Source organism: Streptomyces sp. NPDC037301, assembly GCF_055602785.1.
The window spans coordinates 82,578-97,008 of the sequence record NZ_JBVJWD010000004.1; the positions used below are offsets into that span (position 1 = coordinate 82,578).

The following is a 14,431-nucleotide window of genomic DNA, read 5'->3' on the forward strand; positions in this document are numbered from 1 at the left end:
CATTGCATCCATTACCTGTGGAAGATTAGATTGGCCCCCGTGATCCAGGCCCCGGCACCGCTGCCGCCCAGTCGTCGACGGCACGACCGCGAGATCATCTCGCTGGCCGTCCCTGCCTTCGGCGCGCTCGTCGCCGAGCCGCTCTTCGTGATGGTCGACAGTGCCATCGTCGGCCATCTCGGCACACCGCAACTGGCCGGCCTGGCCGTCGCCGCAGCGCTGTTGACCACCGCCGTCAGCGTCTTCGTCTTTCTCGCGTACGCCACCACCGCGGCAGTGGCAAGACGGGTCGGAGCGGGCGATCTGACCTCCGCGATCCGGCAGGGCATGGACGGCATCTGGCTGGCCCTACTGCTCGGCGTCTTCGTCATCGCCATCACGCTCCCCACAGCGCCCTGGTTCGTGGACGTCTTCGGCGCCTCCGACACCGCAGCCCCCTACGCCACCACATATCTGAGGATCTCCAGCCTCGGCATCCCGGCCATGCTCGTGGTGATGGCCGCGACCGGCGTACTCCGTGGCCTGCAGGACACCCGAACCCCGCTCTATGTCGCCATCGGAGGCTTCGCGGCCAACGGAGCCCTCAATGCAGGACTCGTCTACGGCGCCGGGCTCGGCATCGCCGGATCGGCCTGGGGCACTGTGATCGCACAGATCGCCATGGCCGCCGCATATCTCATCGTGGTGGTACGGGGAGCGCGTCGGCACGGCGCCTCGCTGCGGCCCGACGCCGAAGGCATCAAGGCCAGCGCCCAGGCAGGCGTTCCGCTGCTGGTCCGTACGCTGTCGCTGCGTGCCGTACTGATGATCGCCACAGCCGTCGCCGCCCGCCTGGGCGACACCGAGATCGCCGCGCACCAGATCATCCTCTCCCTCTGGACCCTGATGGCGTTCGCCCTCGACGCCATCGCCATTGCAGGGCAGGCCATCATCGGCCGTTACCTGGGAGCCGATGACGCCAAGGGCGCACGCGAGGCATGCCGCCGCATGGTCCAGTGGGGCATCGCTTCCGGGGTGGTGTTCGGGGCACTGATCGTCCTTGCCCGGCCGTTGTTCGTGCCCCTGTTCACCGGCGACCAGTCCGTTCAGGACACGCTGTTCCCGGTGCTACTGGTGGTGGCGCTGTCCCAGCCGATCGCCGGCGTGGTCTTCGTCCTGGACGGAGTGCTGATGGGTGCCGGAGACGGGCGGTATTTGGCCTGGGCCATGCTCGTCACTCTGACCCTCTTTGCCCCGGTCGCCCTGCTGGTGCCGACGTTCAGCGGCGGCCTGACCGCGCTGTGGTGGGCTATGGCCCTGATGATGACCGTCCGCATGGTGACGCTCTGGCTGCGCACCCGATCGGGCAAGTGGATCGTCACCGGAGCCACCCGCTGAGCCACCGGCCGACGCCCCGTTTCACGTGAAACGGCAAAGGGCCGTACCCCGCGGGGTACGGCCCTTCACCTGCTCTGGTGAGCTGTGCCCTTAGGCAGCAACGACCTCGATGCCGAGCTTCGCAGCGACCTCGGGGTGCAGACGCACGGACACCTGGTGTCCGCCGAGCGTCTTGATCGGCGAGCCGAGCTCGACGCGACGCTTGTCGACATCGGGGCCACCGGCAGCCTTGATCGCCGAGGCGATGTCGGCCGGGGTCACGGAGCCGAAGAGACGGCCGGCGTCGCCGGAGCGAACGGCCAGACGGACCTTCACGGCCTCGAGCTTGGTCTTGATCTCGTTGGCCTGCTCGATCGTGGCGATCTCGTGGATCTTGCGGGCGCGGCGGATCTGCGCCACGTCCTTCTCGCCACCCTTGGTCCAGCGGATGGCAAAGCCACGCGGAACCAGGTAGTTACGGGCGTACCCGTCCTTGACGTCGACGACGTCGCCCGCAGCACCGAGGCCGGAGACCTCGTGGGTGAGGATGATCTTCATGATTCGGTCACCCTTCCCTTATCGCGCGGTGGACGTGTAGGGCAGCAGCGCCATCTCACGGCTGTTCTTGACTGCCGTGGCGACGTCACGCTGGTGCTGCGTGCAGTTGCCGGTCACGCGGCGGGCACGGATCTTGCCGCGGTCGGAAATGAACTTCCGCAGCATGTTCGTGTCCTTGTAGTCCACGTACTGGGTCTTGTCCTTGCAGAACGCGCAGACCTTCTTCTTAGGCTTGCGCACAGGCGGCTTCGCCATGGTGTTTCTCCTGTGTGATCAAGAAGTGGGAGTACGAGCTGCCCTAGAAGGGAGGCTCGTCCGAGTAGCCGCCGCCGGAGCCGCCGGAGCCGCCGGAGCTTCCGCCCCAACCGCCTCCGCCGCCCTGCTGACCCCCGCCCTGCTGGCCGCCGGCAGGCGCGCTCGTGGCCCACGGGTCGTCGGCGGGAGCGCCGCCGCCACCCTGCTGGCCACCGCCACCGGGACCGCCGCCCCAGTTGCCGCCGCCCTGCTGGCCGCCGCCGTATCCACCCTGGCCGCCCTGACCACCGCGACCGGTGGTCTTGGTGACCTTGGCCGTGGCGTTCTTGAGGCTGGGGCCGACTTCCTCGACGTCCAGCTCGTAGACCGTGCGCTTGACGCCCTCGCGGTCTTCGTACGACCGCTGCTTCAGCCGGCCCTGCACGACTACGCGCATGCCTCGCTGAAGCGACTCGGCGACGTTCTCCGCCGCCTGCCGCCAGACCGAGCAGGTGAGGAACAGGCCTTCGCCGTCCTTCCACTCATTGGTCTGCCGGTCGAAGATGCGGGGAGTGGACGCGACACGGAACTTCGCGACCGCCGCACCGGACGGGGTGAAGCGCAGCTCGGGGTCGTCGACGAGATTGCCGACGACCGTGATGACGGTCTCGCCTGCCATGGGTGAACCTCTCGGCGGGGATTGCTTCTGGCTGCTTGCTGCTACTCGAACCCGATGACCGCTGAGCTAGATGCTCAGTGGATCTCGGGACGGAGGACCTTGGTCCGGAGGACCGACTCGTTCAGGTTCATCTGGCGGTCGAGCTCCTTGACGACCGCAGGCTCGGCCTGCAGGTCGATGACCGAGTAGATGCCCTCGGGCTTCTTCTTGATCTCGTAAGCGAGACGACGACGGCCCCAGGTGTCGACCTTCTCAACCTTTCCGTTGCCCTCACGGACGACGGAGAGGAAGTTCTCGATCAGCGGGGAGACAGCGCGCTCCTCGAGATCGGGGTCGAGGATGACCATCACTTCGTAGTGACGCATGTGGAACCCACCTCCTTTGGACTCAGCGGCCACGGTCGTTCCGTGGCAGGAGGGTCGTGATGCGTAAGCAACAGTGTCTCCGAGTAAAACAGCCGCCACTGACAGCACCCTCTGTCGAGAGGAAGCCGACGTGCTGGCCTGGGCAGACACCGGTGCAGACGTTACAGACTACCCGCACACCGGCTTCCGGTTGAAATCCGGTGCTCAGGAGACGCAATCTGTACACATCGGGTGTGAGCGGCGCCACGATGCGCCGCCTTTCGGCCAGGAGGTACTCCATGGCACAGGCAATTCGACCCCGTCCTCCCGTCTCCCTTCTCGCCACGGACGGCAAGACCCATCCACTCCAGGAAACCCTGGTCGCGGTGACTCTGGTCCTCGGTGCGCTCGCCTTCGTGACGGCGATGTTCCACAGCCTGCATCTGATCAGTTCGTGGGCCGGACTCATCGGGATCCTCACGGCTGCGTACGGGCAGTACGTCTCGGTGACCACGCGCGAGAGGTTCCCGCTGATCATCGGCCTGGGCGCATCCGCCATCGGGTTCTTCCTCGGCATGGCCCACGGCGGCCTCTTCGGCGGCGTGGTGGGCTGATTCGAGACAGATGCAACCAGACACAGCCGGACGTACGGGCCCGGCGCGAGGACCCCGTTCAGGGGCTTGGCGCCGCTCCCCGTACAAGGACGGGGCCGTCCGGGTCCCGGCGGGACGGACGGGCAAGGGCCCATAGGGCCAGACGGCGCGCTCCCCGGTCGCAGTAGGCTTCGGCGCGAGAGCCGGAGCCCCTGACCGATGGGGACACACCTGCCGAGGAGCGCCCCGCATGAGCCTGACCCTGAGGACCATCAGCCGAGAGCAGCATCTGGCGTACATCCAGAATCTGCCTGCGGCGAGTCACTGCCAGGTCCCGGCGTGGGCTGATGTGAAGACCGAATGGCGCTCTGAGAATCTGGGATGGTTCGACAAGAGCGGCGAGTTGGTCGGTGCCGGTCTGGTGCTGTACCGCCAACTGCCCAAGATCAAGCGGTACCTCGCGTACCTTCCCGAGGGCCCGGTCATCAACTGGCACGCCCCCAACCTGGACGACTGGCTGCAGCCGATGCTGGCGCATCTCAAGCAGCAGGGCGCCTTCTCCGTGAAGATGGGCCCGCCGGTCGTCATCCGCCGCTGGGACGCGGCCGCCATCAAGTCCGGTATCCAGGACCCCGATGTGAAGCGCCTGCGCGATGTCGAAGCCACCCACATCGAGCCGCGCGCCTTCGAAGTCTCGGACCGGCTGCGGAAGATGGGCTGGCAGCAGGGCGAGGACGGCGGCGCCGGATTCGGTGACGTACAGCCGCGCTATGTCTTCCAGGTCCCGCTGGCCAACCGATCGCTCGAAGACGTCCTCAAGGGCTTCAACCAGCTGTGGCGACGCAACATCAAGAAGGCCGAGAAGGCCGGCGTCGAGGTCGTCCAGGGCAGTTACGAGGACCTCGCCGAATGGCAGCGGCTGTACGAGATCACCGCGGTCCGCGACCACTTCCGGCCGCGCCCGCTCTCTTATTTCCAGCGCATGTGGACGGTGCTCAATTCCGAGGATCCCAACCGCATGCGGCTCTATTTCGCCCGGCACAACGGCGTCAACCTGTCCGCGGCGACGATGCTCGTCGTCGGTGGCCACGTCTGGTACTCGTACGGTGCGTCCGACAACATCGGACGCGAGGTCCGGCCCTCGAACGCGATGCAGTGGCGCATGCTGCGCGACTCGTACGCGATGGGCGCGACCGTCTACGACCTGCGCGGTATCAGCGACTCGCTCGACGAGACGGACCACCTCTTCGGTCTGATCCAGTTCAAGGTCGGTACCGGCGGCGAAGCCGTCGAGTACATCGGCGAGTGGGACTTCCCGCTCAACAAGCTGCTGCACAAGGCGCTCGACATCTACATGTCGCGCCGCTGATACGCGTCGTCCCGCTGACGAAACCGGCTTCATTCGTTTCAATGGGGACTTCGACTCCGCACACCTCCCACACACCGCAGCCACCAGAAGGGTTCCGGACCGGCCATGGCGCTCTCCCTCTACGTCGACACCGCGCGCTGGCGGGCGCACCAGAAATCCGTCCTCGACCAGTTCCCCGGCCTCATCCCGGTCTGCAAGGGCAACGGATACGGCTTCGGTCACGAGCGGCTCGCCGACGAGGCCATCCGCTTCGGTTCCGACATGCTCGCCGTCGGCACCACCTATGAGGCGGCCCGCATAAAGGACTGGTTCAGCGGCGATCTACTGGTCCTCACCCCGTTCCGCCGGGGCGAGGAGCCGGTGCCGCTGCCCGACCGTGTCGTCCGGTCCGTCTCCTCCGTGGACGGCGTGCACGCCCTGGTGGGCGCACGGGTCGTCATCGAGTGCATGAGCTCGATGAAACGCCACGGCGTCAAGGAGCAGGAGCTCGGGCAGTTGCACGCCGCCATCGAGGACGTACGCCTCGAAGGCTTCGCCCTGCACCTGCCGCTGGACCGCACGGACGGCTCGGACGCGGTCGAGGAAGTCATCGGCTGGATGGACCGGCTGCGCGCGGCCCGGCTGCCGCTGCACACCATGTTCGTCAGCCATCTGCGCGCCGAGGAGCTGGGCCGGCTCCAGCAGCAGTTCCCGCAGACCCGTTTCCGCGCCCGTATCGGCACCCGGCTGTGGCTCGGCGACCATGAGGCGACGGAGTACCGGGGCGCCGTCCTGGACGTCACGCGCGTCGTCAAGGGCGACCGTTTCGGCTACCGCCAGCAGAAGGCCGCCTCGGACGGCTGGCTGGTGGTCGTCGCCGGCGGTACGTCGCACGGTGTGGGCCTGGAGGCCCCGAAGGCCCTGCACGGTGTGATGCCGCGCGCCAAGGGTGTCGCCCGCGCGGGCCTGGCCACCGTCAACCGCAACCTGTCGCCGTTCGTCTGGGCCGGCAAGCAGCGCTGGTTCGCCGAACCGCCGCACATGCAGGTGTCGATCCTGTTCGTCCCCTCGGACGCGCAGGAGCCGAAGGTCGGCGACGAGCTGGTGGCCCATCTGCGCCACACGACCACCCAGTTCGACCGCCTCGTCGACCGGTAGAAGGCGCCGAGACGCTCTTCAGGGGGCCTCGACCCCCTGAAGAGACCCGTCTCAGTCGGCGGCCGGTCCGTGCCCCGCTCCCCATTCCACCCGCGGCCCTTCGACGGCGGGAACGGCATGCCGCGGCGGATGCGCCGCCCGCCTCAGCACGAATGCGTCCTCGGCCCCGTCGAGCACCCCGCCGGACGGATCGTCCGACCCGTCGCGCCGCACGACGTCCCGCTCCGGCATGAGGATGTCCCGTACGACAACGGCGCAGAGGTACAGCGTGCCCAGCAGATGCAGGATGATCGCCAGCTGATACCCCTCCGTGGGCAGCCCCTGGTGCTTGTCCCCGCTCGTCGTGTACGCGAGGTACATCCAGATGCCCAGGAAGTACATGACCTCGCACGTCTGCCAGATCAGGAAGTCGCGCCAGCGCGGCCTGGCCAGGGCGGCCAGGGGGATCAGCCACAGCACGTACTGCGGCGAATAGACCTTGTTGACGAGGATGAACGCTGCGACGACGAGAAAGGCGAGCTGCGCGAAGCGCGGCCTGCGCGGTGCCGCCAGCGTCAGCACGGCGATGGCCGCGCACAGCAGGGCCATCAACAGCTCCGAGACGTGGTTGACGGTCGGGGTCTCGATGGTCATGCCGGTGCGCTGGGTGATGATCAGCCAGAAGGAGCCGAAGTCGATGCCCCGTTCCTTGCTGAAACCGTAGAACTTGCTCCATCCCTCGGGCGCGAAGATCATCACCGGCAGATTCACCACCAGCCAGGAAACCGCCGCCCCGAGCGCCGCCAGGCCGAACTCCCGCCATTTGCCCGCCCGCCAGCACAGCACGAAGGCAGGCCCCAGCAGGAGCACGGGATAGAGCTTGGCGGCCGTGGCAAGCCCGATGAGGACGCCGAACGCCAGCATCCGCCCCCGGGACCACATGAGCATCGCCGCAGCCGTCAGCGCGACCGCCAGCAGGTCCCAGTTGATCGTCGCGGTGAGCGCGAAGGCGGGCGCGAGAGCGACCAGCAGTCCGTCCCAGGGACGGCGCCGGTGCGTACGGGCGACGCAGACGGCGATGATCACGGCGCAGATCATCAGCATGCCGGCGTTGACCATCCAGTACATCTGCTCGCGGTGCTGAATGGATCCGCCCGGTGTCAGCCAGGACGCGATCTGCATGAACACGCCCGTCAGTACGGGGTACTCCAGGTACTGCATGTCGCCGGGCAGCCGGTCGAAGTACGGCACGAGCCCGTCGGAGAAGCCACGTCCGACATAGAGATGCGGAATGTCCGAGTAGCAGGCGTGCGTGTACTGCGAACCGGCACCCCTGAACCACGCCCAGTTGTAGCAGGGCAGCTTCTGCACCATGCCCAGCGCGAACATTCCGAGGGCCACCAGCGCGATGACGCCCACGGGCGTGAGTGCCGTGCTGCCGAGCCGTGTCCAGCGCCCCGACCGGCCGCCGATCAGCTCACTGCCCGCCTCGGCGATCTCGTCCTGGTGAGTGGGCCGTGCGACGGGCCGTTCCTGGTGCACACTCGTGTCTTCTGCGCTTGGCATGCCGCTCATCCTGCCGTACGGGACTGTGGAAACGACGAGGGCCGCCGCACCATGTGGTGCGGCGGCCCTTGACCAGGTCCGGTCGGCCGGATCGCCGGTCTATCCGGCCGGAGGGACGTTAACCGGCCGGGCCCCCGAACCATCCGCCGTCCCCGCCCCCGTTGCCATTGCCGTTGCCGTTGCCGTTGCCGTTGCCTCCACCCGGTAGCGAGGAGGTCGGCGACGGGCTGGTGCCGGGACCGCCTGCGGCTCCGCCATTCGTAGCACCGGTGTTGGTCCCGCCGTTGTTGTTCTGGCAGTTCCAGTCCCATGCACTACAGGTGTCGCTGGGGTCGGGCGTCGGCGGGGACGGGCTCGTCGAGGGCGACTCGGGCGTCGACGCGGACGGCGAGGGCGACTCCACCGTGGTGGGCGACGGCTTGGGGCTCTGCGCGCCGCCGCCGTAGACCTTCTCACCGATCGGCCCCGGCTTCGGGAATGTCACGACCGGCTTGCCCTGCATCGCCTGCGCCATGTAGTCGTGCCAGATCTGGGCCGGGAACGAGGCACCGTGGATCGTCTTCTCACCACCCGTGCCGTACATCTTCTCGAACTTGCGGTTCGTGTTCTTCTCGTCGTCGTCCAGCCGGTACATGCTGATGGCCGTGGACAGCTGCGGGGTGTAGCCGACGAACCAGGCCGACTTGTTGTCGTCCGTCGTACCGGTCTTGCCCGCCACGTCACGGCCGGGAAGCTGCGCGGGGGTACCGGTTCCCTTCTCGACGACGTTCTTCAGGACGTCGGTGACGTTGTCGGCGATCGCGGGCTCGAAGGCGCGCTCGCGGACGTCCTTGTGCTGGTAGATGGTTTCGCCCTCGTGCTTCACCTCGGTGACCGAGTAGGGCTCGCGCTGCTGTCCGCTGGCGGCGAAGGTCGCGTACGCACCGGCCATACGGATCGCACTGGGCGAGGACGTACCGATGGAGAACGACGGCACATGTGAATCCGCCATGCTCTCGTCGTCCTTGAGACCAGCGGCAATGGCGACGTCCTTCACCTTGTCGGTGCCGACGTCCATGCCGAGCTGGACGTACGGGGAGTTGGCGGACCACTGCATCGCCTCACGAAGGGTGATGTTGCCCCTCGACTCATGGCCGTCGTTGGCCTGCAGCCACTCCTTGCCGTTCTCGTCGGTCCAGATCCGGCCGTTGTATTCCTTGATCTTCAGCTTGTCGTCAGCGTTGTAGATGCTCAGCGGCGAGACCTGCTTGCGCTCCGACAAACCCTGGTCCGCGCTGAGCGAGGGGTCGCGCTTGCCGTACTCCATCGCTGCCGCCAGCACGAACGGCTTGAAGGTCGAACCGACCTGTGCACCCGTGGGGTTGGCGTTGTTGGTGTAGTGCTTGGTCGCGTCCTGACCGCCGTAGATCGCCACGATGGCACCGGTCTTGGGATCCACCGACCCGCCGCCGAACTGGACGTGAGTATCCGTCTCAGGACGCTTCTCCGGATCGATCTTCTTGTCGTAGACCTTCTGGACCGCGGCTTCGAGCTCTTTGACCTTCTTCTTGTTGAACGTGGTGCGGATCTCGTAGCCGCCCTGGGCCAGCTTGTTCGCCGTCATACCCTTGACGTTGTTCAAAGCGTACGACTTGGCGAGGTCGACCAGGTAGCCGGTCTGACCGCCCAGCTGGGCGTCCTTCTTCGGCGGATGGGGCTCCGGGAACTTGGTGTACTTGGCGCGCTCCGCCTGCGAAAGGCGCTTGTCCTTCACCTCTTCGTCGAGGATCCACTTCCAGCGCTTCTCGGCACGCGCCCTGTTCTTCTTCGCGGTGGCCTCCGCCGCATCGACCTCGGGGGCGCCCGCCGGGTCGTAGTAGCTCGCACCCTTGAGCAGCGTGGCCAGGAAGGCACACTGGCTCGCGTTCAGATCCTGAGCGTCCTTGCCGTAGTACGTACGCGCCGCCGCCTGGATCCCCGAGGCACCTCGCCCGTAGTACGAGATGTTGAGGTAGTCACGGATGATCTCCTTCTTGTCCTTCTCATTCGTGACCTTGAGCGTGATGAAGAGCTCCTCGAACTTCCGGCTCAGGGTCTGCTCCTGAGACAGATAGGAGTTCTTCACGTACTGCTGGGTGATCGTCGAACCACCCTGGGTCTCGCCACCGGTGGCCATGTTGTAGAAAGCACGGGCGATACCCATGGGGTCGATGCCCCTGTCGTGCTCGAAAGACTTGTTCTCGGCCGAGATGACGGCGTTCCGCATGGCGGCGGGGATCTGGTCATAACCGATGATCTGGCGGTTGACCTCACCGCCCGTGGCGACCATCTGCGAGCCGTCGTCCCAGAGATAGACGTTGTTCTGCGCTGTCGCGGTGTCCTTCACCTTGGGCGTGGACACCATCGAGTACGCGATACCGGCAACGCCCATGAGCAGGCCGAGAAAGCCGATACAGAGACTCGAGACCAGCTTCCACGACGGCACCCAGCGCCGCACGCCGTACTTCCCGGCGCGCGGATAGTCGATGAAGCGCTTCTTGACAGGACGCTGACCACCGCGGCCACGCCCCCTGCCCGGGCCCTCGTGTCCGCTGTCGCCACCACCACCGCGACGACGACCACCGCCACCGCCACGGCTCCCGCCGCCGCGCTGGGCGGCTCGTCTCGCCTCGGCGCGTCCGCCGTACGGGCTGTCCCCGCCATGCGAACCGGAAGGTGACTCGGAAGTTACTCCGCGTGACGGAGCGGCGCGGCGTCCTGAGGACTGCTGGGCGGCTCGTCTGGCCGCTGCGCGCCCACCACCTTGCGGTTGCGGCGTTTTGCGACGGTGCTCGCTCATGGAACGACTACTCCTCGGGCAGGCGAGAACGCCTGGAAGCGGCAGTTGAGATCCGGTCCCCCCGAATTACGGACCAGCCCTGCGGCAGGCTCATCCGCAGTGCATCCGATTGGTCCGCGAAGACTGACGCGCACAGGCGTCTCACGGTTCCCGGTGGTCTGCATGCCGCACAGACTACGCACGGTCAAAACCCTCTTAGGGCCGAACTTCACCCCAAACAACGCAAGTCGGTGCCTACGAATTCACGATGTGACGCCGTTCACGATGCCCCCTCTTGTCGCAGCGCGACGACCGATCTATCGTCATGATGTATCGAGCCGATACATCGGCTCGGTACATCAGCTCGGCACAGGGCTCCGCAGGAGCATTCGGAGAAGGAGGAGGCGAAATTGAGCAGACGCTCAGGCATCCTCGAATTCGCTGTTCTCGGTCTGCTCCGCGAATCCCCGATGCACGGGTACGAGCTGCGCAAACGTCTCAACACCTCGTTGGGGATCTTCCGCGCCTTCAGCTACGGCACCCTCTACCCCTGCCTCAAGACGCTGGTCGCCAACGGCTGGTTGATCGAGGAGCCGGGAAGCTCCCCGGCCGACCTTCCGCCTGCTGGCGGCCGTGCGGTCGCCCCCGCCTCCTCGCTGGCCGGGCGCCGCGCCAAGATCGTCTACCGGCTGACGGCAGAAGGTAAGGAGCACTTCGAGGAGTTGCTCTCCCACACCGGACCCGACTCCTGGGAGGACGAACACTTCGCAGCCCGTTTCGCCTTCTTCGGGCAGACGGAGCACGAGGTGCGGATGCGGGTCCTGGAAGGCCGGCGCAGCCGGCTGGAGGAGCGCCTGGAGAAGATGCGGTCCTCTCTGGCGCGCACCCGCGAGCGCCTCGACGACTACACACTTGAGCTGCAGCGACACGGCATGGAGTCCGTGGAGCGCGAAGTGCGCTGGCTGAACGAGCTCATCGAGAGCGAGCGGTCGGGACGGGATCAGCGACGGTCCTCGCCCGGGAGCGAAGCTCCGCAGAACACAGCAGGAGAGGCGGACGGCCTGCCCCGGCACCGGGGTGACACCCCGCCGGATCCGTCCGACGACACCTCAAAGTGAGGTCCCCGCAGATCCGCGGGGCTTCATCGGGAACATCCATTACACACAGGGAGCAACCGGAATGGGTTCGGTTCGCGTAGCCATCGTCGGCGTGGGCAACTGCGCCGCCTCGCTGGTCCAGGGCGTCGAGTACTACAAGGACGCCGATCCGGCCGGCAAGGTGCCCGGTCTGATGCACGTCCAGTTCGGCGACTACCACGTGCGGGACGTCGAGTTCGTCGCCGCCTTCGACGTCGACGCGAAGAAGGTCGGCCTCGACCTCGCGGACGCCATCGGTGCCAGCGAGAACAACACCATCAAGCTCTGCGACGTGCCGAACGCCGGCGTCACCGTCCAGCGCGGCCACACCCACGACGGCCTGGGCAAGTACTACCGCCAGACCATCGAGGAGTCGGCCGAGGCCCCGGTCGACATCGTCCAGGTCCTCAAGGACCGTAAGGTCGACGTCCTCGTCTGCTACCTGCCGGTCGGTTCCGAGGTCGCTGCGAAGTTCTACGCGCAGTGCGCCATCGACGCCAAGGTCGCGTTCGTCAATGCTCTCCCGGTCTTCATCGCCGGCACCAAGGAGTGGGCGGACAAGTTCACCGAGGCCGGTGTCCCGATCGTCGGCGACGACATCAAGTCGCAGGTCGGCGCCACCATCACGCACCGCGTGATGGCGAAGCTCTTCGAGGACCGGGGCGTCATCCTGGACCGCACGATGCAGCTGAACGTCGGCGGCAACATGGACTTCAAGAACATGCTCGAGCGTGAGCGCCTGGAGTCCAAGAAGATCTCCAAGACGCAGGCCGTCACCTCTCAGATCCGCGACCGCGAACTCGGCGCGGACAACGTCCACATCGGTCCGTCGGACTACGTGGCCTGGCTGGACGACCGCAAGTGGGCGTACGTGCGCCTCGAGGGCCGCGCCTTCGGTGACGTTCCGCTGAACCTGGAGTACAAGCTCGAGGTCTGGGACTCCCCGAACTCCGCCGGTGTCATCATCGACGCCGTCCGCGCCGCGAAGATCGCCAAGGACCGCGGCATCGGTGGCCCGATCCTCTCCGCGTCCTCGTACTTCATGAAGTCCCCGCCGGTCCAGTACTTCGACGACGAGGCCCGCGAGAACGTCGAGAAGTTCATCAGGGGCGAGGTCGCCAACTGACGCGACCGGACACGGTGCGTCGGCGCGGCTCGGTGATGAGCGGCAACGCTCCTTCCCTTCCGCACCGTTGAGGGTCCCCGGGTAATCCGCCCGGGGACCCTCAACGTATGTGACCCTTGAGCACATGCCTGTCGTAGGTGATCTGCGCGTACTTCTGCGCCTTCGGAACTTCCGTCGTCTGCTCGCCGTACGACTTCTCTCCCAGTCGGCCGACGGCGTCTACCAGGTGGCGCTGGCGGCTCATGTCGTCTTCTCCCCGGAGAAACAGGCGTCGGCGGGAGCCATCGCCTCCGCAATGGCCGTGCTGCTGCTGCCGTACTCGCTCATCGGCCCCTTTGCCGGCGTCCTGCTGGACCGCTGGCCGCGTCGTCAGGTCTTTCTGTACGGCAACCTGCTGCGCGCCGCACTCGCCTGCTGCACCGCACTCCTGATCCTCGGCTCCGCACCCGACTGGCTCTTCTACGCCTCGGCGCTGTGTGTCACCGCGGTCAACCGTTTTGTGCTGGCCGGGCTCTCGGCCGCGCTGCCGCGTGTCGTCGACAGGGACCGGCTGGTGGTGGCGAACTCGCTCTCACCGACCGCGGGCACCCTCGCCGCCACGGCCGGCGGTGGCCTCGCCTTCATCGTGCGCCTGCTACTCGCCGACTCCGATGCGGCGGTGGTACTACTGGGCGCGGCTCTCTACCTCGCTTCGGCGCTGGCATCCCTGAGCCTTGCCACCGGGCTCCTCGGACCGGATCAGGACGGGGCCTGCATCCGGCTGAGGGAGGCTCTGGCCATCACCGCACGGGGGCTCGCCGACGGACTGCGCCATCTCGCGGGACGGAAACAAGCGACCCGGGCGCTGGCCGCCATGACCGTGCTCCGCTTCTGCTACGGGGCACTGACCGTGATGGTGCTGATGTTGTGCCGGTACGCCTGGTCCGACAGCGAATCTGAAGGCCTGGCCCTCCTCGGACTGGCTGTGGCGATCTCCGGTGCGGGGTTCTTCGCAGCAGCCGTGGTGACACCTTGGGCGGTGGGGCGGCTCGGCCGATTCCGCTGGATGGCGGTGTGCGCGGCGGCGGCCGCCGTCCTCGAACCCGCACTGGGGCTGTGGTTCATTCCCGTACCGATACTCGTCGCGGCATTCATCCTCGGACTCGTCACCCAGGGGTCGAAGATCGCGACGGACACGGTGGTGCAGACCTCGGTGGACGATGCCTTCCGCGGCCGGGTCTTCTCCCTCTACGACGTGCTTTTCAACGTGGCATTCGTGGGCGCTGCCGCAGCCTCCGCCCTGATGCTGCCCCCTGACGGTCAGTCGTTCGTGGTGGTGATCGGGGTAGGCGTGCTCTATACGGTCATCGCCGTACTGCTGTTCCGGTGGGGCCGCGCCGGCAGGCCGCTCTAGCGTGCGCGATACGTCGAGGGGGGGGGGGTTGTGTGGGAAAGGGGCACCCCAAAGAGCGGGGGGGGGGGGGGGGGGGGGGGGGGGGGGGGGGGGGGGGGGGGGGAGGGAAGGGGGGGGGGGGGGGGGGGGGGGGGGGGGGGGGGGGGGGGGGTGGTGGGGGGGGG

Annotated in this window: 13 protein-coding genes; 7 read left to right on the forward strand and 6 right to left on the reverse strand. The window is 67.0% G+C overall.

The window, feature by feature from the left end:
- Positions 1-39: 39 nt before the first annotated feature.
- On the forward strand, positions 40-1,377 hold the full coding sequence (locus tag ACZ7IB_RS09105) for an MATE family efflux transporter (RefSeq protein ID WP_470910637.1): 1,338 nt from the start codon (positions 40-42) through the stop codon (positions 1,375-1,377).
- A 90-nt stretch (positions 1,378-1,467) separates the two neighbouring features.
- Here ACZ7IB_RS09105 and rplI read toward each other — a convergent pair whose 3' ends face one another.
- From rplI to rpsF, 4 genes are all read right to left on the reverse strand, one after another.
- On the reverse strand, positions 1,468-1,914 hold the full coding sequence (gene rplI, locus ACZ7IB_RS09110) for a 50S ribosomal protein L9 (RefSeq protein WP_093895069.1): 447 nt from the start codon (positions 1,912-1,914) through the stop codon (positions 1,468-1,470).
- Between the two features lie 18 nt (positions 1,915-1,932).
- A complete protein-coding gene (gene rpsR / locus ACZ7IB_RS09115; RefSeq protein WP_003967857.1) occupies positions 1,933-2,169 on the reverse strand; it encodes a 30S ribosomal protein S18 in 237 nt (78 codons plus the stop codon).
- Between the two features lie 43 nt (positions 2,170-2,212).
- Complete coding sequence (locus ACZ7IB_RS09120; RefSeq protein WP_189276614.1) at positions 2,213-2,827, reverse strand: single-stranded DNA-binding protein; 615 nt, start codon at positions 2,825-2,827, stop codon at positions 2,213-2,215.
- Positions 2,828-2,901: 74 nt separating this feature from the next.
- Positions 2,902-3,192 carry a 30S ribosomal protein S6 gene (rpsF, locus tag ACZ7IB_RS09125; protein ID WP_015609864.1) on the reverse strand — a complete coding sequence of 97 codons (291 nt, stop codon included), beginning with the start codon at positions 3,190-3,192 and terminating at the stop codon, positions 2,902-2,904.
- A gap of 278 nt (positions 3,193-3,470) precedes the next feature.
- Between rpsF and ACZ7IB_RS09130 the strand changes: the two genes are divergently transcribed.
- The 3 genes from ACZ7IB_RS09130 (at position 3,471) to ACZ7IB_RS09140 (ending at position 6,270) form a co-directional block, all read left to right on the forward strand.
- Positions 3,471-3,785, forward strand: a complete 315-nt coding sequence (locus ACZ7IB_RS09130; protein ID WP_470910640.1) for a hypothetical protein — start codon at positions 3,471-3,473, stop codon at positions 3,783-3,785.
- A gap of 229 nt (positions 3,786-4,014) precedes the next feature.
- Positions 4,015-5,133, forward strand: a complete 1,119-nt coding sequence (locus tag ACZ7IB_RS09135; RefSeq protein ID WP_114245533.1) for a lipid II:glycine glycyltransferase FemX — start codon at positions 4,015-4,017, stop codon at positions 5,131-5,133.
- A gap of 105 nt (positions 5,134-5,238) precedes the next feature.
- Positions 5,239-6,270: an alanine racemase gene (locus ACZ7IB_RS09140; RefSeq protein ID WP_470910642.1), complete on the forward strand. Its 1,032-nt coding sequence runs from the start codon at positions 5,239-5,241 to the stop codon at positions 6,268-6,270.
- Positions 6,271-6,321: 51 nt separating this feature from the next.
- Here the strand turns inward: ACZ7IB_RS09140 and ACZ7IB_RS09145 are convergent, their stop codons facing one another.
- Positions 6,322-7,815 (reverse strand): glycosyltransferase family 87 protein, encoded by a 1,494-nt coding sequence (locus ACZ7IB_RS09145; RefSeq protein WP_470910644.1) that lies wholly within the window; start codon positions 7,813-7,815, stop codon positions 6,322-6,324.
- 118 nt (positions 7,816-7,933) lie between these two features.
- Complete coding sequence (locus ACZ7IB_RS09150) at positions 7,934-10,633, reverse strand: transglycosylase domain-containing protein (RefSeq protein WP_470910646.1); 2,700 nt, start codon at positions 10,631-10,633, stop codon at positions 7,934-7,936.
- A 389-nt stretch (positions 10,634-11,022) separates the two neighbouring features.
- Here ACZ7IB_RS09150 and ACZ7IB_RS09155 point away from each other — a divergent pair, with 389 nt between their 5' ends.
- The 3 genes from ACZ7IB_RS09155 (at position 11,023) to ACZ7IB_RS09165 (ending at position 14,267) form a co-directional block, all read left to right on the forward strand.
- Positions 11,023-11,730 carry a PadR family transcriptional regulator gene (locus ACZ7IB_RS09155; RefSeq protein WP_470910649.1) on the forward strand — a complete coding sequence of 236 codons (708 nt, stop codon included), beginning with the start codon at positions 11,023-11,025 and terminating at the stop codon, positions 11,728-11,730.
- A gap of 61 nt (positions 11,731-11,791) precedes the next feature.
- Positions 11,792-12,874, forward strand: coding sequence for an inositol-3-phosphate synthase (locus ACZ7IB_RS09160; RefSeq protein WP_351207251.1), 1,083 nt, complete (start codon positions 11,792-11,794; stop codon positions 12,872-12,874).
- Between the two features lie 124 nt (positions 12,875-12,998).
- Positions 12,999-14,267, forward strand: coding sequence for an MFS transporter (locus ACZ7IB_RS09165; protein WP_470910652.1), 1,269 nt, complete (start codon positions 12,999-13,001; stop codon positions 14,265-14,267).
- Positions 14,268-14,431 lie beyond the last annotated feature (164 nt).